Raw genomic sequence first — 22043 nt, 5'->3', positions numbered from 1 at the left:
ATGAAATACTGCTTATTGTTTTTTGCGGCAATGAGTATGGTAGCTTGTGATTCTACATCTGACGAATCACAAGCCACTTATTTGCAAGAGTTAATTCCCAATATTGAAATATTGGAAAGTGATCTGCGATTATCTCGAGCCGACAACGGTGTTATGTATTTGGACACGACCAGTTACTCAGGCTATCTCCTTACTTATTATCCGGACAGTTCTCTCAAATCAAAAAAAGGTTTCTACCAAGGTAGATTGGAAGGAGACTTTGTATCCTACTATCGCAATGGTCAAGTCTTCAGTAAAAGGCCTTATCATAAAGGCGAGAAGCATGGCGAGCATCTAGGGTATCACAAAAATGGCCAACTTCAATTCCAATATTACTTTGTGGATGGTTTTAGTCAAGGTACACACCGGGTATGGTTTCCGAATGGAGATTTAAAAAGCGAAATGAACTATACCGATGGCAAGGAACGTGGACTGCAACGAGTTTGGCGACCTGATGGTAAGATGAGATCTAATTACGTGGTGAGGGAAAATGGCCGTAAATACGGGAAGCTAGGATTGAAGCGCTGTGCTAAAATAGACAGCGAAACAGGGGATGTGGATCCCTACAAAGGAAATATCAAATGAGAGATGTCTTTATAATTAGTTTGTCGCTAGTAATGATGTGGGGATGCAATTCTTCATCAGAGAAGAGAATGAACCCTGAAATTGAATTGCCGTATTACAGCGATTACAATTTCACTCCAGAATGGATAGAAGAAGAAAATGCTGAATATGATTTGATTCATACGATCAGGGGTTTTCAATTTGTAAATCAAAAAGGAGACACAGTAACCAACGCCACGTTTGATGATAAAATTTACATAACCAATTTTTTCTTTACCATTTGCCCGAATGTATGCCCTCGGATGACTAAAAATCTAAAGAAAGTTCAAACGGCTTTTGCTGATGATGAATCGGTAAAAATTTTATCTCATACGGTTATGCCCTGGGTGGATTCGGTTGGTCGCTTAGCCGAATATGCACAGCTCAACGATATCAACGCCGATCAATGGCACCTAGTCACAGGAGACAAAGCCGATTTGTATAGTATGGCACGCGAAGCTTATTTCGCCGACGAAGGTTTTGGCAAGACGGTAACCACTGAAGAGGATTTTCTCCATACCGAAAATATTATCTTGATAGATACCAAAAGACGTATCCGTGGCGTGTACAATGGCACATTGCCGCTCGAGATGAAACGTTTGATTGAAGATGTTCAGACGCTAAAAAAGGAGTAATCCGGATTATTCCAAGTCCTCAAAAAAATCCTTGAGTAAGCCTTCAATAATTGGAAGTTGTATGATGTCTGCGGCCATAAGAAACCCGAGCATCATGATCGCACCAAAGATTAGGAATACGACGCAACCCACTTTGCTGGACTTCTTTTTCTTACTAATTACCTGATCCTGATATTCAGCCATTTTTTCGGGTATCGCATTTTCCTTTAGCAACTTGGTGTCGAAGTAAACACCCCATACCCGTTTGGCCAAATGGATTTCGATCATATCCCCTTCATTGAATTGATTGTAAATCTCTTCACTGATGGATCTTTTCTGATCGCCAAAGTAAAAGTAGTAGGTGTAGGTGCTTTTGCTATTCTTACTAGACTGGACGGTGTAGTGCTTGTTGGTGATCAGGCCTTGCCAGATCTTCTTTTCGTTTTCTTTTAGATCGAGTTTAAAAGCCCGGTAGATGGTGATAAAGGCGATGACAAACAATACATCAATCAGAATCGTGAAAAAATCGATCCCCATGCCATAATTGACCAGAGCAAGTATGGCCAATATGAAAAGCCCCATAGGTGTAAGAAATTTGAACTTCATCTCAAGCTTTTCACGTTCTTCGGTGCTCATTTGAGCATAGGTGATTTTTAGGAGAGGAGTGGATTTCATGAATTGGAGAGATTGAAGATTACTTTAAGTTTTTAACGTCCATGCATTGCCCGTATCCATGGAGCTTGTTTAAACCGCCAAGATAGCCGAGTCGCCCACAACTGCAAAAGTTATTTTTCTTGAGATCCTGTTAGTCTAGACTCATCCGGAACTGTAAGATTCAACCCAAACTATCACCGATTATTGCGGATTGGCGAAGGTGGTTCTTCTGAGGTTTCGGTCAAGAAGCTATGGATATGAGAGATCGCATCTTGTGAGCTACTTTTTTCTTATATCGCCGCAACCAGTATAAGTTTGACCGTCAAGAATCATTGTCGAATAAAATGCAAATTCCTTGTCCTGTGCCATATCTAAGCTACAGGAGCATTCCTTGTTCATATTAAAAATTAATATAAGCTCGTGTTCACCACTAGTGGAAACATAGGTTCTTCCAAGCGATATGTCACGACCTACGAATGGCTTTGGTTCATTTATGTCGAACTTAAGATTTTCGATCATTCCTCCGTTACTCACAATTATTTTACCATTTTGAAATTCAGCCTTCCAAAATGGTTCCACTCCACTAAAAGCAAATTCCGTTTTTTCAGAAAAATCCACTTGCCCAATTGCTGAAGTGCTATAACTGAAAGCAAAAAAAGAGAAGAGTAGATATTTCATACTTATTCGGGCATTGTAGCTAACATCCAGATATAGTGCATATGCACTATATCCACACTATATATTATTTAATATACCGATAATCCTCCCCATCCTTCAATTGCACCAAGTATTGATAGATCAGCTCAATGACGTTGTTGATATCATCGTAGTGTGCAGTTTCTACTGTGGTGTGCATATACTTAAGTGGCAAGGAGATCAGAGCTGAGGCTACGCCCTCATTGGAGTATGCAAAAGCATCCGTATCTGTACCCGTAGCACGAGAAGTGGCGGCGCGCTGATAAGGGATGTCGTTTTTCTCTGCGGTACTGATAATGTTGGAAAGCAAGTTGTTTTGTACGGCTGGCCCGAAGGTGAGTACCGGCCCTTTGCCGGCTTTTTGGTCTCCACTAGTTTTTTTGTCGTACATGGGGGAGTGGGTGTCGTGACACACATCGGTGATCACAGCCACATCAGGCTTGATTCTGGCTGCCATCATTTCAGCACCACGCAATCCGATTTCTTCCTGAACAGCATTCACTATGTATAAACCAAAGGGTAGATCTACCTTGTTCTCTTTGAGCTTTCTGGCTACTTCGGCAATCATGAATCCACCTATTCGGTTGTCGAGCGCACGTCCACAGACAAACTTCTTATTCAAGTCCATCAGTTCATCATCGAAGGTGATCACACAGCCGACTTTGACGCCCAATTCTTCTACTTCCTTCTTAGATTCACATCCCACATCTATAAAGATGTTTTCCATGGTCGGAGACTTTTCTTTTTCAGACTTTCTTACATGAATGGCTGGCCAGCCGAAGATGCCTTTTACGATACCTTTTTCTGTGAAAATATTCACACGCTTAGAAGGCGCGATCTGATGATCCGAACCGCCATTTCTAATCACGTAGATATAGCCATTGTCGTCGATGTAATTGACAAACCAGGAAATTTCATCGGCATGGGCTTCGATTACTACTTTATACTCCGCCTTGGGATTGATAACGGCCGCTACAGATCCGTAAGTATCCGTGATATAGTCATCCGTATAGGGCTTCACATAATCCAACCAAATCTTTTGTCCTGAAGATTCAAATCCAGTAGGAGAGGCGTTATTCAGGTATTCGTATAAAAACTTTTCGCTTTTTTTATTCATGTGTTACAATGGAATATTTCCGTGTTTCTTTCGAGGCATGTTGCCTACTTTGTTTTCCAGCATATTGAATGCTGAGATCAATTTCTTTCTTGTATTATGTGGTAGGATCACTTCATCGACATAGCCCCGAGCTGCTGCGATGTAAGGGTTGGCAAACTTCTCAGTGTACTCGTCTACTTTTTCCTCCAATTTAGCCTCAGGATCTTTCGCCGCTTTGATCTCATTTTTAAAGATAATTTCAGCAGCACCTTTAGCTCCCATTACGGCGATTTCGGCTGTTGGCCAGGCATAGTTCATGTCGGCACCGATATGCTTAGAGTTCATCACGTCATACGCACCACCATAAGCCTTTCTCGTAATTACAGTAATTCTAGGTACGGTAGCTTCGCTGAAAGCATAAAGCAGCTTGGCTCCGTTCATGATGATGGCATTCCATTCTTGATCGGTTCCTGGCAAGAAACCTGGTACATCTTCCAATACCAAAAGAGGGATATTGAAGCAATCGCAGAATCTGACGAACCTGGCGCCCTTTACACTGGCATCATTGTCAAGTACACCAGCCAAGCTTGCTGGTTGATTGGCTACAATACCGATGCTTCTGCCGCCGAGTCGAGCAAATCCGACTACAATATTCTCCGCATAGTTTTTATGCACTTCGAAGAAATCACCTCCATCTACTATGCCTTCTATCACCTCTTTGATATCATAAGGTTGATTGGGATTCGTAGGTACAATTTCGTCTAACTGCTTTCTAACTTCATCTCCAGCTTCGTAAGGAAGCATATCCGGAGTTTCCTCACAGTTCTGGGGGATAAAGCTCAAAAGTCTTTTGATGTTTTTGATACACTCCACTTCATTAGCGCAGGAGAAGTGCGTTACACCACTCTTAGTGCTGTGGGTACTGGCACCACCGAGCTCTTCAGCGGTTACATCTTCTTGGGTAACGGTCTTCACTACGTTAGGTCCTGTTACAAACATGTAGGAAGTATTCTCTACCATCATGATAAAGTCAGTGATGGCAGGAGAGTATACTGCACCTCCCGCGCATGGCCCCATGATAGCAGAAATCTGAGGTACCACTCCAGAGGCCAATGTATTTCTGTAAAAAATATCGGCATAGCCACCCAACGAGACCACGCCCTCTTGAATCCTGGCTCCACCAGAATCATTCAACCCAATAACAGGCGCACCATTTTGCATGGCGAGATCCATGATTTTTACGATTTTTTCAGCATAGGTCTCGGATAAAGAACCACCAAATACCGTAAAGTCTTGGCTAAATACATAGGTCAAACGACCATTGACTTGCCCATAACCAGTAACAACTCCATCACCTAATATTTTTTGCTTGTCCAAACCAAAATCTGTGGCTCGGTGTGTGACGAATTTTCCAATTTCTTCAAAAGTGCCCTCATCTATTAGGAGTTCTATACGCTCACGGGCGGTTAGTTTTCCTTTTTTGTGCTGCGACTCAATTCTTTTTTCACCGCCGCCAAGGAGTGCTTCTTGATTGAGTTTTTCTAGGTATTGGATTTTTTCTTCTGAAGATTTGAAATTCATTTTGACATGGGTTATTAGTTCGGCTCAAATATAGGCACTTGCGTAAATATGACGGTAGGTTTTTTGTCCCAATTGGGTTCTCATTTTTATTCATAAATTAGCGGAATTTTAAAAATCAGTATGAGAGTAGGAATAATTGACATTGGGACGAATACATTTCACTTGCTGATCGCAGATCGTGCTCGAAACATGAAGATCCTTCATAAAGAAAAAGTTGCGGTTCGCTTGGGAAAGGGAGGGATAAGCAACAATGTTATCCAACCAGATGCCATGGAAAGAGCAGTAGCTACGCTTACTGATTTTGCACAGAAGATGGAAAACGAAGTTGTGGATGAAATCATTGTTTCAGCCACGAGCGCCGTGCGGAATGCAGATAATCAACAGAAATTTGTTGATATTATTAAGGACAAAGTAGGGTTGGAGATTTGTGTTTTATCTGGCGAAGAAGAGGCCGCTTTGATTCACAAGGGTGTAAGTGAGTACATCGATTTTGGTGAGGAGACCGGCTTGATCATGGACATTGGAGGAGGAAGTATTGAATTCATTTTAGCCAATAGTGAAGAAGTCAAATGGCTAAAAAGTTATGAGCTAGGAGGGCAGCGATTGATTGATCAATTTCATCATACTGATCCAATTTCTGCAGAAGAAAAAGAGAAACTAGAATCGTTTCTTGTTGAAAATCTAAAAGAGGTTATCGATCAATGTAAAGAACATCAGGCGGCCTATTTGATCGGTTCTTCGGGTTCGTTCGATACGTTGTGGGATATTCACGCGAGAATTCCTGGAGCGCTACCGATGCAACAACCGATTTTATACAAAGATTATTTTGAAGAAATTCATGAGGAACTGATGGCGCTAAATAGGGAAGAACGTTTGGCTATTCCAGGTATGATTCCGATGCGAGTGGATATGATCGTTTCGGCGTCGGTGGCTATAAAGGTCGTGATGGATCACTGCCATTTTGATCAAATAAAAGTTTCCCCTTTTGCGCTAAAAGAAGGGCTCTTGTATCACGGTTTGCCAAAAAGAAAATAAATTCGCCATATGTACAGCTATCAGAGATTATTCGACTTTGCCAAGCAGGTCTTCGTGTCCATGGGGCATACAGAAAAAATGGCCGATACGGCAGCAACTGTATTGGTAAGTGCCGATATGCGTGGTGTAGACTCTCATGGAATTGCCCGACTCAAAGGGTATGTCAGGTTGTGGGAGGCCAAACGTATCAACTCGAAGCCTATCTTTCAGATAGAACATGAAACACCATCTACTGCTGTACTAAATGCTGATGAATCCTTGGGTTTGATTTCAGGCCCTGAGGCCATGAAAATAGCCATGATTAAAGCCAAGAGCGTAGGTACTGGATGGGTGTCTGTGAAAAATTCTAACCATTATGGTATTGCAGGCTATCATGCCATGATGGCCTTGGATCAGGATATGATTGGTATTTCCATGACTAATGCAAGTCCATTAGTTGCTCCAACTTTTTCAAAAGAAAGACTCCTAGGTACCAATCCCATATCTGTGGCTATTCCAGCAGGAAAGCAACCACCATTTGTAGCGGATATGGCGACAACAACAGCGGCCAATGGTAAGCTTGAAATTTTGCAACGTAAAAATGAAGATGCCCCTTTGGGCTGGGTACAAGACAAAGAAGGAAACCCAACTACCAATGCCAATGGAGTGAAGGAGGGTGGTGCCTTATTGCCACTTGGTGGAGATAGAGAACACGCGTCTCACAAAGGGTACATACTTGGCTCTATTGTAGATATATTTTCTGCAGTACTGTCTGGTGCCAATTATGGGCCTTGGGTACCACCATTTGTGAGTTTTATCGATCCTGTTGCTGATCCGGTAGGCGAAGGGCTTGGGCACTTCTTTGGTGCTATGAGAATAGATGCTTTCCGGAAAGCGGACGAATTTAAAGATCATATGGACACCTGGATAGAAAGATTCAGATCGTCGACTCCTATTGATGAGGCTAATCCCGTTCAAATCCCTGGTGACTACGAAAGAAACATGGAGGCTTCGAGAAGCAAGGATGGTATTCCTGTATTAGACCCTGTCATACAGGACCTCAATGAGCTGGCCGATAAGTTTAAGCTTAAATTTTAGAATCCTATACCGAAATTCATCCCGATAACCCAAGGGCTATCGTAACGTAAATCTTCACCTTCCTTGTAGAGTACATTGTACAGGGCGTAGAGGTTGACAAATCCTTTTCCGCCCATAGGTTGTGAAATACCACCTCCGATCAGCATTCTGTCTTCTGTGATTCTACCTTCAAAAGTATCAAGGAACAATATTTCATATTGAGCCATGGCAAAAAATGGCTTATAGATTACGTACTGTGTATAGAAGTTTAAACCATAATCGTTAAAAGACTGGTTAATAGGCTCTTTCCACTTAAAATATTGATAAGTAAGGCCGACACCAGCATTCCACTTATCAGTAATGCGGTAACCAACCTGTCCACTTAGATTTACCCAAACTCGATCACTGCTAATGCCGAAACCGCCTAGTCCACCACCAACATAGATTTTGTCTATCCAAGCCGGCCTATCGTTTCCAAGTGCATTTCCATAATTTTCCTGAGCTGAACTTTCAGAAATATAAAGGATACCAAAGAGTGCAAGTAGAATTAATCTTTTTGTCATTCGTCTAGGATTTAATAAAAAGTACAAAGGAATTTTAGTCTTCAACAACTACGAATAAATCTTCCCCATCTTTTTTCATGTAATACTTTTCACGAGCGAACCGCTCCAAAAGTTCCATGTCGTTTATGAGGGCTTCTCTATCTGCATTTACCTCTTCGATTTTTTGTAGGTAGTATTTTTCCTGATTTTCCAACTCCTCCACTTTTTGGCCAAGCTGGTATTGTGAATAAAAATCGTTGGTGTCAAAGAATAGCATCCACACAATAAAGGCAAGCCCTGAAAGGAAGTAGAAGTTTTTCGTGAGATGCAGAGATTTTTTGAACATGCCTATTTAAAGTCTACTGTAAAGTAAAAAACGAATCAACCAATTGCCAAATAATCGGTGTCATATTATTCAGAGGCTTGTTGGAGAATTTTGGCGGGTGCTTCTTAATGAAATGTCCAAATGCGACATTTTAGTTGAAAACTATTTCATTTATCAGCTTCTATTTGTCGTGGATATAGATTTGTGATGGAAGGCTTTAGAATAAATCATAACATTCCCTCTGTATTCATAGAATAAAGTTCTGAATGGAAGACAGTTTTGAGTCCCAACTAACAGAAAATACTGCCGATTATCAAATTATGATACCATTAATAATTCCGTAGAAAAAATAACAATATATGTCGGGATGGTTACATCCAATCTCACTATTCTTGCGACGTTTATAAACAATCATTCAACCTTTCATCACTTCAATGAGCATCACCAAATTTCTATTTTTTTTCATTGCCTGTTGTGCTCCTTTTTTTGCTTCAGCACAGGATGACCTCCGTTTGCAAAAATCCTATCAAGGAATGAGCATGTCTGGCGCTTTAGATTCGATAAAAGCTGAAACTAAGACTAAAGTTTTCTATAACCCAGAGTGGATAAAAGATCGAAAAGTATCTGTGTCAGGGCAAGGACTTACTATTCCAGAATTTATAAATAAAAACTTAGAAGAGAGTGGGTTGAAAGCTGTGTTATACCATGGTGTTGTCGTTTTTGTTGCAAATAATCCTGAGCTCTATCAGATTGAATCTGCGGCAGATGAAGATTTGATTGTAATAGGAGATAAAAACTCCAAATTGAATGAAGTGGTAACCGTATCCGGTCAAATGACAGATGGAGCCAACGATGAGCCCCTAATTGGAGCTAGGGTGTACATTAGCTCTTTAAATATTGGTACCGTTACAGACTTCAATGGCAATTACAGTTTAAGAGTTCCTGTGGGAAAATATACGATTGATTATAGTTCCATTAGTTATGAGAGTAAGCCTATGGAGGTCATTATAAAGTCTGCAGGACGACTGGATGTAAACCTGTTTTCAGGGTCTCTACAGCTGGATGAATTGGTGATTACTGCTGATGGACAGGATGCTAATGTCCAACAAAGAGTTTCCGGTCTGGAAAACATGAACATTGAAACGATCAAGCAGCTACCCACCTTTATGGGCGAAGTTGATCCGGTGAAGAGTTTGACTACCATGCCTGGTATTTCTACAACTGGTGAGTTGTCCTCTGGGTTCAATGTTAGAGGTGGTGAGACAGGTCAGAATTTAATAGTACAGGATGGAGCGGTCATTTATAACCCAACTCACTTATTCGGTTTTTATAGTGCCTTCAACTCAGATATGGTCAATGAGGTAAACCTCTACAAAGGGGGCGGGCCAGCCAATTTTGGTGGTCGTATATCGTCAGTACTAGATATTAAATTGAGGCATGGAAATGATGAAAAATATGAAGTGAATGGAGGAGTAGGGTTAGTGTCAAGTAGACTAACCGCAGAGGGACCAATTTTGAAGAACAAGGCTTCGTTTCTGATTGGTGGCCGTACTTCGTATACCAATTGGCTACTTCATCGAATTAAGAACATTGAGCTTCAAAGTAGTGAGGCCGCTTTTTATGATTTAAATGCAAAGTTGCTTTATCGAGTAAGCGACAAGGATTATATCACGGGCTCATTTTACCTGAGTCACGATGATTTCAATTTTGCCGGAGAGGCGCAGTATGATTGGGGAACCAAGAATTTTAGTTTAGAGTGGAATCATGTATTTGGAAATAAGACTCTTTCCACACTTTGGCTAACTACGAGCAACTATAGTGTGAATTCAAAAAATTTAGAAGAAGAAGTAGAGGCTTTTGAATTTGAAAACGGAATTCAGAATTTTTCAGCTAAATATGAATTCTTGTATAAGATGCATCCTAAAAACTCCTTGACCCTGGGAGCGGAATACAATAATCACACATTCGACCAGGTGAGTTGTCTCCTTTTGGAGAAAATTCAAATACCGAATATGTAGAAATGAGTGATCAACATGCTCACGAAATTGCGATTTTTGCTCAAGATGATTGGGACCTTGGTGCGAGATTGGCGTTGTCAGCCGGGCTACGTTTCTCAAGTTTCATCAGAACAGGTCCAGATACAGAATATATATTCGATGAAGGAGTAAATGTGGTTCGTGAACCTCAGGTTTTGGACTCGGTTAGTTATGGCAGCGGAGAAGTAATTAAAAGCTTTTATGGATTGGAGCCGAGACTTTCCTTGAGATATCTGTTGACAACGAACTCATCACTTAAGTTCAGCTACTATCGTTCTTTTCAGTATTTACACTTGATTTCAAATACAGTATCAGCCACTCCACAAGATTATTACTTGGCGAGCGGAAACAATCTGGATCCTCAATATGCTGATCAGTGGTCCGTAGGATATTTCAGAAACCTTCAGAATAACGCTTATCAAATATCTGCAGAAGGGTATTATAAGGATATAAAAAATTCACTTGATTTTTTAGAAGGCGCGGAAATTATTGGTAATAAGCAATTGGAAGGAAGTATTGTGCAAGGGGTAGGAAGAACCTATGGATTGGAGCTACAACTGAAGAAAAACACAGGTAGACTTAATGGGTGGATTTCTTATACCTATTCAAGAAGTTTGAAACGATTTAATGGACAATACGAGTATCAAACAATCAACAATGGTGAATTCTATAGTGCGAACAACGATAAGCCGCACGACCTCTCCATGGTTATGAATTACAAACTTGGAGGAAGAGTAATTCTGTCAGCCAATTTTAGCTATAGCACGGGACGCCCGATTACTGTACCAGTTTCAAAATTTTCTTTTGACAGACAACTTGCAGTGTTGAATTATTCAGACAGAAACGAGTACCGTATCCCTGACTATCATCGACTGGATTTGTCGTTAACGATTAAGCCTAGCTTAAGAAGAGATAAGCTAATTAACGGCGAGTGGGTGTTTTCCATTTTTAACGTTTATGCTCGAAAAAATGCCTATTCGATCTACTTTACCAAATCAGGTTTTGCTAAGAAATTGTCCATTATGGGCTCAATTTTCCCATCTGTTACTTACAATTTTAAACTATCTAAGTGATCATTAAATTCCAAGGTAGGATCTTTAAAAACATGAAAGACATTATCAAAAAATTGAGCTTAGTCGTTTTATTGGGAAGCATATCCTGTGTGGAAGACTTTAAGTTTGACGTGCCCTCTGACGCGAGAGGAATTGTTGTAGAAGGGTATATTTCTAACTTGTCTTATGAAGATCAGTTGGCATATCCAAAAGATCCAGAAATTTTTGAATTAAGGCTTGGATACATATCTGATGTTACTAATATGAGGGATGAACCTGTGCTAGGAGCTCAAATAGAACTACATGGGTCATCTGGAGAAGTATATGACTATGCTGAGATTGGGGAAGGAAAATATGGGTTATTTTATGGGGATGTAAAGGCAATACCTGGACTGGAGTATCAAATTGTTATAACGCTAGCTGATGGTACGATTATTCAATCTGAAATGACAGGTTTGCCTGAAAACTCTCCAGTTGGTGAGTTGTATGTAGAAGAAACGAAGAAGTCTGTCTATGAATACAGAAGAGAGGAGTTGATCATTTCAGAGAAGGATGGAATAAATCTTAAAATCAGAACCGCTCCAAATAATTCTGGAAGCCCCTATTACTACAAATGGGATTTCTATACCACATTTATCAAAACAGCCTATTTGGCGGCAGAAAACAGTCCATTTAGATATTGCTGGACGAGTTCAATTTATTATTATAAAGAGTATAAGTTGTTGGAAGATATTAAAGGAAATGCCCCTAGTAGCCTTTTATTTTTAGAAACAGATAATTCTCACCTTAACGAAGGTTTTTCAGTGATGATTAGACAAATGAAAATGGCTAAGGGGTATTATCAGTTTATGAATGACTTGCAAATTCAAGGGGAGCAAAGTGAATTGTTTGCAAAGCCGCCGTTTAATCTAGTCTCAAACCTGCACTCAGATGAAATAAATGTTTATGGGTATTTTGGAGTGGTGAGTGAGGACTATAAGAGATGGTATTTTGATAAAGATGAAGTTTCAAATTATGGAGGTTATAAGGAAGGGTGTGTTTTTGATGATGTACCTCCACCATATCCGGCTTCATGTTTTAATTGTTTACAGTACTCCTATGATGGTCCGGTGTCCAATCAAGCTCCTAGCTGGTGGGATGAGCGCTACTTGCCAAGATGATTTGTAAATGATGAATAGATTTTGGCTGACCATACCTTTCTTAATGATCCTAGTTTTAGGTGCTTGTATTGAAGATTTTGAATTCGAAGGAATCTCAGTAAGAGAGGGCGTGGTTGTTGAAGGCTATATCACCAACCAGTCTTACAATGATTTACTGGCACTATCTGTGCCCACCCGATATTTCACACTCAAGTTGTCAAATGTTGGGGATTTAGAAAATGTTAGGAACAGACCTGTATTGGGGGCGAAAATTGAACTTCATCAAGATGATGGCGTTGTGTACGACTATGCCGAAATGGGAGATGGTGAGTATGGTTTGTTTTATGAAGATTTCAAAGCAGATATAGGTCGGGGTTATCATCTTGAAATCACTCTGCCTGATGGAAAAAAGGTAATTTCAGAGATTGAAACCTTGGAAAAAGAAATGGAGATGGGGGCATTCTCACTTGTAGAGGGTACAAAACTGAATTATGAAAATATTCGTGGTGAGGTCAGTATTGTAGAGCAGGAAGGTATTGATTTTTATGTTACCACACTCGATAATGAATTGACAGAACCAGTCTACTATAAATGGGATATGGTGATTACCTGGGTCTATAACGCCGCACTGGCTGAAGACAATAACCCTCTCAAATATTGCTGGGCTTCTTCAAGATATTTTTTTAAAGAATATCAGTTGCTTGAGGATCGTGATGGAGGTATAGCTAAGGAACTCTTTTTTCTAGAGACGCAAGGTTCAAGATTTAATCATGGCTATTCAGTGCTGATTCGTCAGACTGTCATGAACTCCGGCTATTATACCTTTTGGAAAGAAGTAGAAAAGCAACTCAATCAAAGCGAATTATTTGCAACGCCGCCCTATAATATAGAATCAAATTTATCCTCCGATGAAATTGACGTATTTGGATTTTTTGGAGTGGTTAACGAGGAATTTGGCAGATGGTATTTTGATGAAAAAGAAATCAGTAATTATGGAGGATGGGTAAATGATGAACGATGTGCATTTGGTCCCCCTTATCCTCCTTGGTGTTTTGATTGTACAACATTGGCATATGAGGACAGTCCAGTATCGTCAACTATGCCAGACTGGTGGGATCCTATTTACTTTAGAAAAAACCCTTAATCACTAATGAATAAGCTATTTGTAATATTATTAACGTTTTATGTTTCGTTGTCAGATACAGTCGCTCAAGACGGATTGTATATCAGTACAAACAAAGACAGGTTCGTTGTAGGTGAACAGGTAATGTATGAGGTGAATAGGTTTGGTGAAGAGAACTTGGACGAAGAGGAGGTTCCGCTATTTGCAGATCTTGTAGCTCCGAATGGAGAAATTATTCAAACCAAAAGCGCACTGAGAAACCCGGAAGCTAAACATTTTTTCACCTTATCCGATAGTCTCGAAACAGGCATATACAGAATTATTTGTAACAGCATGGGGGCTACTCAAGCGGTTAAGAATATTCATGTCTACACACTTGAATTAGGAGAGATTCCTAGTCGAGAAGTCAGTGATATACAAATAAAGTATAGAGGAGGGGTGTTTAGACAAGGACAGAGCAATAAAGTGGTTGTTCGATTGGTTGATTCATCAGGAACTGGAATCCAATCTAAAGGTACGCTTGTGAATAGTTTGGATTCCTTGGTGCAATACCTAGATACCGATGCGAATGGAATAGCTGGCTTCGATCTAAATCCAAGTGATAGTTTGTATAAAGTTCGTTTTGGAAAAAAATCGATTGATCTGATACCGCAAAAATCATCATTGGCTGTAGATTTTTTAAGCCTAAATGAGTCCGTTCTTATCAAATTGAAACGACAAAGTAAAGGAACGGAATCTATTGAGGTCCTATTGAATGGGGAGTCAATGATGCGATCTGTATTTCTTGAGAATGCAGATACTTTGGACATCATGCTTCCTGCTAGAAAGCTGAGCTATGGCGTACACCAAATAGGGTTTAATTATCAGAACGAACCAAGCAACGACTACATCTACTTTCATCGACCTTCAATTGAAAGTAAGCTCTACCTCAATACCATAGTAGCTTCGAACAACGAGGAGGTTGAATATGTGATAGACGATAACGCGGACCAAATTGATTACTTGGATGTTTCTGTCATTGATAAGAACTACGTTCGAACTAAAGATTTTTATGAAGAGTTCTATTTTGATCAGGTAGGGCTTGATTTACAACAGCTGGACGATCGTGATTTTGACTCTTATTTAATATTCTTTGGAGCGAACCTTAAGAAAAGTGAAAATACGGATAGGTTAAATGCTAAACAATATCATGGTGTATTGAATTACAGGGAGGAGTTTCCGTTTGATGAACTTTCAGTTTTGAACTTAGCAACCATGAAGGCTCTGGATATTCGATGTGAAAGCATCACCGGTATTCATGATTTTGAACGTGTGGCAGGCGAAAATACGCAAATATTCCCTTATCATTTTACCACCTACTTGCAACCTATTAAACGAGCAAATTTCAAAGAAACCGTAGCGTATAGTTACCCAGCTCTTAGGAGCTCTCCTAGTTTGAGTGATGGAGATATTGCCTACGTGAAGGAGTACGACACACAACGAAATATCGCTCTATCATTTAAAAATAATGAAAAACAGAGTGCCTCTTTACCTGCTCCGGATTTTACCTACAATCTGGAGGACTATGATGTGCCAAACACCATGGTTGATATGATTAATTATGTGGTGAAATATGTCACAGTGGTAAAGAGCAAAGGAGACGAGCCTGAGTTATCCATGTATCGCTACATGAGTACTTATAAATACCGTGGTTCACCCTTAATTTTTTTAAACGATCTCCCTGTTTATGATAAGCGAACAATATTGAACCTCAACCCTAAAGATATTGCCAGAGTTGAAGTAAGAAATTCATATGCAGCCAACGGACATTTAGGGAATTTCAGTTTGAATGGTTCAGTTTCTTTTTACCTAAAGGATGGTGTTGAAAACCCACTAAAGGAAGCATACAAGGACTTGCCTGTGCTTCAGCGTTGTCAAAATTTGAATAAAAAGAGCGTAAATAGTGAGTACGCGCCTGATTTCAGGCATCAATTGTTTTGGAATGCAAAGGTAGATAAGAATAAAGGTTCTTTCTGGGTTGATTTGAAAACCTCTGATTTGAGCACCACTTATCAAATTCTGGTTACAGCTTATATGAAAAACGGTACAGTGATTCAGGATCAGTCTTTATTGGTTGTCCAATAAATGTAAGAAACTGTCAATATGAAAATTGTAGTCCGACTGACTTTTCTCTCAATCATTGCAACTACGCTGTATGCATGTATTGAAGATTTTGAATTCGAAGGGATCTCCAAAGGAGAAGGAATTGTTGTGGAAGGTTTTATTTCAAATCAGTCCTACAACGATTTGCTGGCCCTTCCACTTTCCGCGAGGTATTTTACGCTTAAATTATCAAGTGTTGGTGAGGTCGAAAACACTCGCAATGAGCCGGTGTTAGGAGCTAAAGTAGAACTTCATCAGGACAATGGAGTGGTATACGACTATGCTGAAATCGGAAATGGTGAGTACGGTTTGTTTTATGAAGATTTCAAGGCAGAGCAAGGGCGAAACTATCATTTGGAAATAACTTTAAATGATGGAAGTAGAATCACATCTGAAATTCAGGCCTTGCCAGATACTATGGATATCGGTTCGTTTTCTGTTGTTGAGCAAACAAAGCTTGACTATGAGAATGTTCTAGGAGAAGTAAGCATTGCTGAACAGGAAGGTATTGGCTTTAATGTTACCACTTTGTCGAATGATTCTGAAGACCCAATCTATTATAAGTGGGATCTTTCAATCACTTGGATATTTAGCGCAGATCTAATAGAGGATAACCATCCGTTGAAATTTTGCTGGGCCACTTCACAAAACTATTATCAAGAATTTCAACTGTTGGAGGATCATAATGGTAATATTCAAAATGAATTATTTTTTCTGAAAACTAGAAATTCAAGATTGAATCATGGTTTTTCAGTTCTTATAAGGCAAATGACAATGTCTCACGAGTATTACACTTTTTATAATGAAGTCCAGAAACAATTGGATCAAAGCGAATTGTTCGCTTCTCCGCCGTACAATATCAAGTCAAATCTTTCTTCGGATGATTCTGGAGTGTACGGATACTTTGGAGTGGTTAATGAAGATTTTGAAAGGTGGTATTTTGACAAAAATGAGATTGATAACTATGGAGGTTGGGTAGATGACCTGTGTGAATTTGGCCCGCGATGGGCAGCTTACTGTTTCGACTGTAGGGAGTGGACTTATGATGATGATCAGGTTACCCCCTATCCCCCTGATTGGTGGGATCCGCTGTATTTTGCAATGAGGCCTTAAGAATATCTGGATGTACGCTTACCAATCCGGCTTGTCGCTTTCTTTGCGTTTAGTTGGTTTTCTTCGGTTTTGCTGGATGTACTGAATCTCGCTGTTCTTAAGGGCCTCGAGGATCATCTTGGCCTTTTCTTCTGAGATATTCATCTCCTGCATTTTATCCGATGGGCTTGGAGCTTGCTGTTGATCCTTTTGGTCTTTATTTTCATTGTCTTCACCTTCCTGAGGCTGTTGCTGCTCTTGTTGATCTCCTTCCTTTTCGTTCTCCTTGCCATCCTGAGACTGTTGATCTTCTTGTTCTTGGTTCTGTTGTTCCTGATTCTCTTGATCTTGCTGCTGTTGGTCTTCAGGGTTTTGGTTTTCCTGATCCTGGTTTTGATCCCCTTCTTGTTGCTCTTGGTTTTGTTTCTGGTCTTGATCTTTTTTCTCTTCGTCTTGGTTTTCCTGGTTTTCGTTATTTTGATCTTGATTCTCTTGGTTTTGATTCTGTTCCTGTTGGTCTTTCAGCTTCTTTTTCACCAATTCATAGTTGTATCTGGCGTCCTTATTGCTGGGGTCTGACTTGATAGACTCTTTGAAATAAGACATGGCCTTTTCCAGTGTTTTGGGGTCGTTCGACAGGGCACCGAGTTGCTGATAGGCTACGGATTTTAGTTGCTCATTATCAGACAATACCAGTTTTTGGTATTGGGATTGTGCTAAATTCTTTTGATTGAGCTGATAATACGCATGGCCAAGATTCATGATAGACTCCTCGTCGTAGATTTGTAGCGTATCGATAAGGTAGGAGTAGTTAGATACGGCCACATCAAATTGCTGATGTTTAAATGCGATTTCAGCATTTTTTTTCAGCTCATTAATCTTCGAGATGTCGTTGGCAGAAGCTTTTAAACATACTGCAAGAATCAATATTGTGCTAAATAACTTCATATGTTAACCGTCCTTACTTTTAATGCCGCATCAATACAAATCAATAGCAAGGCAAGTGCCAAGAAATAGTAGTATTTGTTGGCAGAGACGTCCATGGTTTTGCTATCACGCAATTCGCCTTCTATATCTCCAATAGTATTGATGAGTTTTTCTACATCGTTTTGAGTGGCATTGATTTCAAAATATTTACCACTGGTGGCCGAGGCGATTTTCTTTAGGGAAACTGGATTGAGCTTACTGATTACCTCCTGGCCATTGTTATCTTTTTTGAACCCACGTTGCGTCATGATTTTACTCCCTTGGGCAGTGCCAATCCCCAACGTGAATAATTTGATTCCTTCTTCTTCTATTGTTTTGGCAATGCTGGCAGTATTTTCTCCAAAGTCTTCCCCATCACTAATCAGAATAATTATTTTAGATTTTTGTCGAGTTACGGTTTCTTTGTCGTCCGAAATCTTGTCGAGTGCCATTTTGAGTGGTGGGCCGAAGTCGGTTCCTGTGTTTGGAACCAAATTAGTATTTAATGTTTCAATGAAAAGATTCAATGCACTTTTATCATAAGTCAATGGACACTGCACATAGGCTTCATTAGAAAACATGATGAGTCCTATTCTATCAGATGAAAAAGCATCGACTATTTCTTTGAGCTCAAATTTTATCTTTTCCAGACGTGTGGGTTGAATATCGAAGGCATTCATGGACTCGGATAGATCTATAGCTACAAAAATATCCTTGCCTATCGATTTGATTTCTTTGCTGGATTCTCCAAATGATGGGCCTAAAAGAGCCAGAATGAACAATGTAAAATACGTCACTCGCAAAGCGATTTTATAGAACACTCTTCTGTACGTAGTGCCCAAGGCTTTGGCGGCTCGCACTGTTCTAAATATGTAGAGCACATAAAAAAAGCCAAATAAAATAATGAAGAATAATTCTAAGCTGCCGATCTCACCGCTCCAAACCATAAACGAGTATTTTCAAATCAAACAAATATAGTGATCTCATGTCTAGGCCGAAAGATGAAATTCTTCATTTAACATTTTTTAGCATTTGCTCAATTTGGGTGAGGTAGTGTACTTACAAATAAATTCAATGGATCTTCTCTGGAGCTGGTTCAGAAGTGAGTTTTAGAGTATTCGTGGTTGACTGAGTCGACTGAGTCTCAATATGAATTCACAGCCGTGTGAGCAACCAAAGAGGAGTTGCTCATTCAATTTGTAAACCACAAAGGGGAAGTGATTTACATGTATAATAGCAAAAAATAAAAATTGCAGACCCCGTTTCACCAGCGAGGTCTGCTTTTTATACTAAAACCAATAAGTAGGGTCAGTCAAGGCCAATCACAATAAATGCTTCATGTGCTTTCCATTTAATAGGAATGACATAAATCGGAACGCCCTTAGGAAATCTTAATTTTTCAGGTGCTCCTTTGAATACAATGGGTACTGAGATCATAAAATTTTTACCATAAGTTTCTCGTACGTTACCAGAGACTACGTTGGACAACTCTCCAGCCATGTCTAATAGATCGGTTGACTCGGGTTCTTCAATATCTAAAAACAACTGAACCAATTCTTTGTAAAGGTTTGTGTCTCCTGAAATGTATACAAAACCTTTGCGGTCTCCAGATATTCCAATCATGCCGGTATAATCTTTTAGCATGACGTTGTCCACAGTTTTTAAGTAAGGCACGCTTGTTTGCGAGACTTCACCTGTGAGGTGGCCAAAGTAGTTGTTCACCGAGTTGATAAATAGCTGACAGGTTTCTTCAAATTCGACTTTTTCTTTTTCCTTATACATAGTTGGCTAGTTTCTTTTTAATAATTTGTCAAATGCACTAACTAGGTCTGTTTGGTTTACAGGTTTATATAAAAAACCTCTGGCTCCTTTGTCAAGAGCTAAAAGTCCAGTGTATTTATCAGATAGCGCAGTGATGATCATTACCTTGGCTTCGGGGTTGATGGACATCATCTTGTCCAGACAAGTCAGTCCATCCATCTCAGGCATGGTGATATCGAGGGTGACGACATCAGGCCTTTTCATTTCGAACTGATTTAGAGCATCCTTGCCGTTTTTGGCCATGCCCACGATTTCAAGGTTATAATTAGTTAAGTGTTTTTCAATGGTGCGACGCATCACAGATGAATCGTCTACGATCAATAGTTTCATATAATAGATTTTAGGCTACGATGGCTAATTCTGGAGAATTTACTGGGAAAATGAAATCCAGTTCAAAGGACTTTCCTTTTTTGAAAGAGATATTCAATTTTCCATTATGTTTTTTGGTAAGGGAATTGACTAAGCTCAATCCATGACCTCTTCCCGAATGCTCTGTTACACTTTCAGAGGTTGAGAAACCATCCTTGAAAAGTAGCTTTAGAATATCCTTTGCTTCAAATCCTTTTACAGATTCTTTGTCAACGATTCCTTTTTCAACCGCTTGATGTAGGATTTTCTTGAGGTCAAGACCTTGGCCGTCATCCTTATACTTGAAATGAAGGTTGCCACCTTTTTCTGACTGATTAAGTGATAGCTGGATCAGCGCTTCTTCAGGTTTGCTGTTGGCAATCCGCATCTCTGGTGTTTCTATGCCATGGATGATTGAATTACGAATGAGTTGGATGCTAATGTCTTTGATATCCAATTTGAATTTCTCAGGAATCTGTATGTGTTTCTTGTTGGTGAACTCGAACCTCACTTTTTTTCCTACATCAGCGCTAATTCTCTTTGCGCCTCTCTCGAGTGCCTCAGCAAGCCTATCATCAGTGTCCATTTGTTTTTGAGAAAACTGTGTGGAAATATTAATGACACGATTGAGGAGTGCCTTGATGTTAGAAAGTAGAATTGAGATTTCACTGATCTCGTAGAGGATATTTAAAAAGTCATTACCAACTACATTCTTTGTTTTCAGTTTGCTCAGCGAGTTTTCCAAGTCGTGAAATTTTTCAGTAATCAATTGCAGGTCAATCAAGGAGGCGTTGCCCTTTAGATTGTGAACTGTATTGAAAGTGAAGTTGATCAATTCGTTAAAATCACGTTTAGAGTCCATTTCGTATCGAAGAGAAATGCTTTCTAGAGTTTCTTCTGCGGTAACTAAAAAGTCCATGAGAAGGTCAGGCTCGATTCTAAGAATACTTAGCATCTGCTCGGTTTCTTGTTTGTTTTTGAGTTCTGCTTCTTTGACTTTCATTTCGAGTTGTACGGTCTCTGTTTCGTCAATTACAGTGACCAGAATGTTTCTGATATCTTCCCCTTCGAATACTCTAGAGAAAACAATTTTGATGTGTTTTGAGTGGGCAATTCCTTGTTCATCATAATGGAAAATTTCAATATGCTCCACAGGGTTTAACTGGGATAAAACGTCAGTCTCAATGTTTTTGTCAAATAGGTGTTTGATATACATCTGAAGGGCGTCTAAATCTCTAGTCACCAAGCGTGGGCGCATAAAATTGATAAACTCCTGATTGGCAATTTCCTTCTGTTCAAAAATTTGCTCCATCTGTTTCGAGTACACATCACTAATAGTAAAATCTTTATTGAGCAGGAATATTCCTTCATCCACATTGTCGAATACAGCTTCTGATTGATTGTATAGATATTTTACTTCCTTACGTTCTTTGTCCAGTTCACTATTTGCAACCTGTATTTCACTCAAGGAGCTTTCTAACTTAGAATTGGAACTTTCTAATTCTTTGGATTTTATAGCATTTTGAATGGTTGCCTTTCTGAGGTTATGTGCCCAAAATCCACAGATAGTAACTACCGTGACTGCCAAACTGATATGGAAGATAAAGGTCTGCAAATCCATGTACTCCAATTGTGTAAAGTAAACTTCTTGCGTACCAATGAACTGTGCATACGCAAAAGCCCCATGATGCAGTCCAACAAACAAAATGAGTGGAACTTGCAGCTTCCAGTTCTGGTAGGTAATCAAAATGGCAGATGCGATAAAAGCAAAAAAGTGCATTTCAAACAGCCCATGCATCTGATAAATGAATAGTCCAACATAGACTCCAAAGAACATACTTGATACATATCGATGCAGCTGATCATTAGGGAGTGTTAGCTTAATCAGATACCAGGATACAAGAGAAAGTGATCCTACAGAAATGGCTAAGAGCCAGGTGTCGTAGAATGTGGCTAAGAAGAGAGAGAAGGCCACGTGTGCATATAGAAATCTAACGATAAAGGTGTCAGACTTCTGATTGATTTCTTTGAACGAAATCGCAAGTTCTTGTTTTGTTAGGTTACTAGTCATCTTATTGGTAGT

21 protein-coding genes are annotated in these 22043 nt (G+C 39.7%); 10 read left to right on the top strand and 11 right to left on the bottom strand.

Going from position 1 to position 22043, the window contains the following annotated elements:
- Together ACO6S2_RS17625 and ACO6S2_RS17620 are read left to right on the top strand one after the other, a co-directional pair.
- Positions 1 to 624, top strand: a complete 624-nt coding sequence (locus ACO6S2_RS17625; protein WP_422359880.1) for a toxin-antitoxin system YwqK family antitoxin — start codon at positions 1 to 3, stop codon at positions 622 to 624.
- Positions 621 to 1277 carry an SCO family protein gene (locus ACO6S2_RS17620; RefSeq protein ID WP_422359879.1) on the top strand — a complete coding sequence of 219 codons (657 nt, stop codon included), beginning with the start codon at positions 621 to 623 and terminating at the stop codon, positions 1275 to 1277. The genes ACO6S2_RS17625 and ACO6S2_RS17620 overlap by 4 nt, the downstream gene beginning before the upstream one ends.
- A gap of 6 nt (positions 1278 to 1283) precedes the next feature.
- On the opposite strand, the gene ACO6S2_RS17615 is transcribed toward ACO6S2_RS17620, so the two are convergent.
- The 4 genes from ACO6S2_RS17615 to ACO6S2_RS17600 all read right to left on the bottom strand — a co-directional run bounded on the left by ACO6S2_RS17615 (position 1284) and on the right by ACO6S2_RS17600 (position 5283).
- Positions 1284 to 1931 (bottom strand): hypothetical protein, encoded by a 648-nt coding sequence (locus tag ACO6S2_RS17615; protein ID WP_422359878.1) that lies wholly within the window; start codon positions 1929 to 1931, stop codon positions 1284 to 1286.
- A 258-nt stretch (positions 1932 to 2189) separates the two neighbouring features.
- On the bottom strand, positions 2190 to 2588 hold the full coding sequence (locus ACO6S2_RS17610; protein WP_422359877.1) for a hypothetical protein: 399 nt from the start codon (positions 2586 to 2588) through the stop codon (positions 2190 to 2192).
- A 64-nt stretch (positions 2589 to 2652) separates the two neighbouring features.
- A complete protein-coding gene (locus ACO6S2_RS17605; RefSeq protein WP_422359876.1) occupies positions 2653 to 3723 on the bottom strand; it encodes a M42 family metallopeptidase in 1071 nt (356 codons plus the stop codon).
- Positions 3724 to 3726: 3 nt separating this feature from the next.
- Positions 3727 to 5283: an acyl-CoA carboxylase subunit beta gene (locus ACO6S2_RS17600; RefSeq protein ID WP_422359875.1), complete on the bottom strand. Its 1557-nt coding sequence runs from the start codon at positions 5281 to 5283 to the stop codon at positions 3727 to 3729.
- A gap of 120 nt (positions 5284 to 5403) precedes the next feature.
- Between ACO6S2_RS17600 and ACO6S2_RS17595 the strand changes: the two genes are divergently transcribed.
- Both ACO6S2_RS17595 and ACO6S2_RS17590 read left to right on the top strand, forming a co-directional pair.
- Positions 5404 to 6318: an exopolyphosphatase gene (locus tag ACO6S2_RS17595; RefSeq protein ID WP_422359874.1), complete on the top strand. Its 915-nt coding sequence runs from the start codon at positions 5404 to 5406 to the stop codon at positions 6316 to 6318.
- A 9-nt stretch (positions 6319 to 6327) separates the two neighbouring features.
- A complete protein-coding gene (locus tag ACO6S2_RS17590; protein WP_422359873.1) occupies positions 6328 to 7395 on the top strand; it encodes an Ldh family oxidoreductase in 1068 nt (355 codons plus the stop codon).
- Here ACO6S2_RS17590 and ACO6S2_RS17585 read toward each other — a convergent pair.
- Together ACO6S2_RS17585 and ACO6S2_RS17580 are read right to left on the bottom strand one after the other, a co-directional pair.
- Positions 7392 to 7937 (bottom strand): hypothetical protein, encoded by a 546-nt coding sequence (locus ACO6S2_RS17585; RefSeq protein ID WP_422359872.1) that lies wholly within the window; start codon positions 7935 to 7937, stop codon positions 7392 to 7394. The genes ACO6S2_RS17590 and ACO6S2_RS17585 overlap by 4 nt on opposite strands.
- Before the next feature lie 34 nt (positions 7938 to 7971).
- Positions 7972 to 8262 carry an FtsB family cell division protein gene (locus tag ACO6S2_RS17580; RefSeq protein WP_422359871.1) on the bottom strand — a complete coding sequence of 97 codons (291 nt, stop codon included), beginning with the start codon at positions 8260 to 8262 and terminating at the stop codon, positions 7972 to 7974.
- Positions 8263 to 8675: 413 nt separating this feature from the next.
- Here ACO6S2_RS17580 and ACO6S2_RS17575 point away from each other — a divergent pair, with 413 nt between their 5' ends.
- Genes ACO6S2_RS17575 through ACO6S2_RS17550 form a run of 6 tightly spaced genes read left to right on the top strand, consistent with a single transcriptional unit; the run spans position 8676 to position 16846 of the window.
- Positions 8676 to 10259, top strand: coding sequence for a TonB-dependent receptor (locus tag ACO6S2_RS17575; RefSeq protein WP_422359870.1), 1584 nt, complete (start codon positions 8676 to 8678; stop codon positions 10257 to 10259).
- A 2-nt stretch (positions 10260 to 10261) separates the two neighbouring features.
- Positions 10262 to 11350: a TonB-dependent receptor plug domain-containing protein gene (locus tag ACO6S2_RS17570; RefSeq protein ID WP_422359869.1), complete on the top strand. Its 1089-nt coding sequence runs from the start codon at positions 10262 to 10264 to the stop codon at positions 11348 to 11350.
- A gap of 32 nt (positions 11351 to 11382) precedes the next feature.
- Positions 11383 to 12489 carry a DUF4249 domain-containing protein gene (locus ACO6S2_RS17565; protein ID WP_422359868.1) on the top strand — a complete coding sequence of 369 codons (1107 nt, stop codon included), beginning with the start codon at positions 11383 to 11385 and terminating at the stop codon, positions 12487 to 12489.
- 7 nt (positions 12490 to 12496) lie between these two features.
- Complete coding sequence (locus ACO6S2_RS17560; RefSeq protein WP_422359867.1) at positions 12497 to 13612, top strand: DUF4249 domain-containing protein; 1116 nt, start codon at positions 12497 to 12499, stop codon at positions 13610 to 13612.
- A gap of 6 nt (positions 13613 to 13618) precedes the next feature.
- On the top strand, positions 13619 to 15715 hold the full coding sequence (locus ACO6S2_RS17555; protein WP_422359866.1) for a hypothetical protein: 2097 nt from the start codon (positions 13619 to 13621) through the stop codon (positions 15713 to 15715).
- A gap of 18 nt (positions 15716 to 15733) precedes the next feature.
- Entirely contained in the window at positions 15734 to 16846 is a 1113-nt protein-coding gene (locus ACO6S2_RS17550) for a DUF4249 domain-containing protein (RefSeq protein ID WP_422359865.1), read from the top strand.
- Between the two features lie 18 nt (positions 16847 to 16864).
- Here the strand turns inward: ACO6S2_RS17550 and ACO6S2_RS17545 are convergent, their stop codons facing one another.
- The 5 genes from ACO6S2_RS17545 to ACO6S2_RS17525 all read right to left on the bottom strand — a co-directional run bounded on the left by ACO6S2_RS17545 (position 16865) and on the right by ACO6S2_RS17525 (position 22031).
- Positions 16865 to 17773: a tetratricopeptide repeat protein gene (locus tag ACO6S2_RS17545; RefSeq protein ID WP_422359864.1), complete on the bottom strand. Its 909-nt coding sequence runs from the start codon at positions 17771 to 17773 to the stop codon at positions 16865 to 16867.
- On the bottom strand, positions 17770 to 18738 hold the full coding sequence (locus ACO6S2_RS17540; protein WP_422359863.1) for a vWA domain-containing protein: 969 nt from the start codon (positions 18736 to 18738) through the stop codon (positions 17770 to 17772). The genes ACO6S2_RS17545 and ACO6S2_RS17540 overlap by 4 nt, the downstream gene beginning before the upstream one ends.
- A 361-nt stretch (positions 18739 to 19099) precedes the next feature.
- Positions 19100 to 19573 (bottom strand): chemotaxis protein CheX, encoded by a 474-nt coding sequence (locus ACO6S2_RS17535; RefSeq protein ID WP_422359862.1) that lies wholly within the window; start codon positions 19571 to 19573, stop codon positions 19100 to 19102.
- Positions 19574 to 19579: 6 nt separating this feature from the next.
- Positions 19580 to 19942: a response regulator gene (locus ACO6S2_RS17530; protein WP_422359861.1), complete on the bottom strand. Its 363-nt coding sequence runs from the start codon at positions 19940 to 19942 to the stop codon at positions 19580 to 19582.
- A gap of 10 nt (positions 19943 to 19952) precedes the next feature.
- On the bottom strand, positions 19953 to 22031 hold the full coding sequence (locus tag ACO6S2_RS17525; protein ID WP_422359860.1) for an ATP-binding protein: 2079 nt from the start codon (positions 22029 to 22031) through the stop codon (positions 19953 to 19955).
- Positions 22032 to 22043 lie beyond the last annotated feature (12 nt).

Origin of the sequence: Reichenbachiella sp., from assembly GCF_965233835.1 — a bacterium.
Taxonomy (GTDB): domain Bacteria; phylum Bacteroidota; class Bacteroidia; order Cytophagales; family Cyclobacteriaceae; genus Reichenbachiella.
Note: the sequence above shows the minus strand (reverse complement) of the source record. Positions and strands in the feature narration are given on the sequence as shown.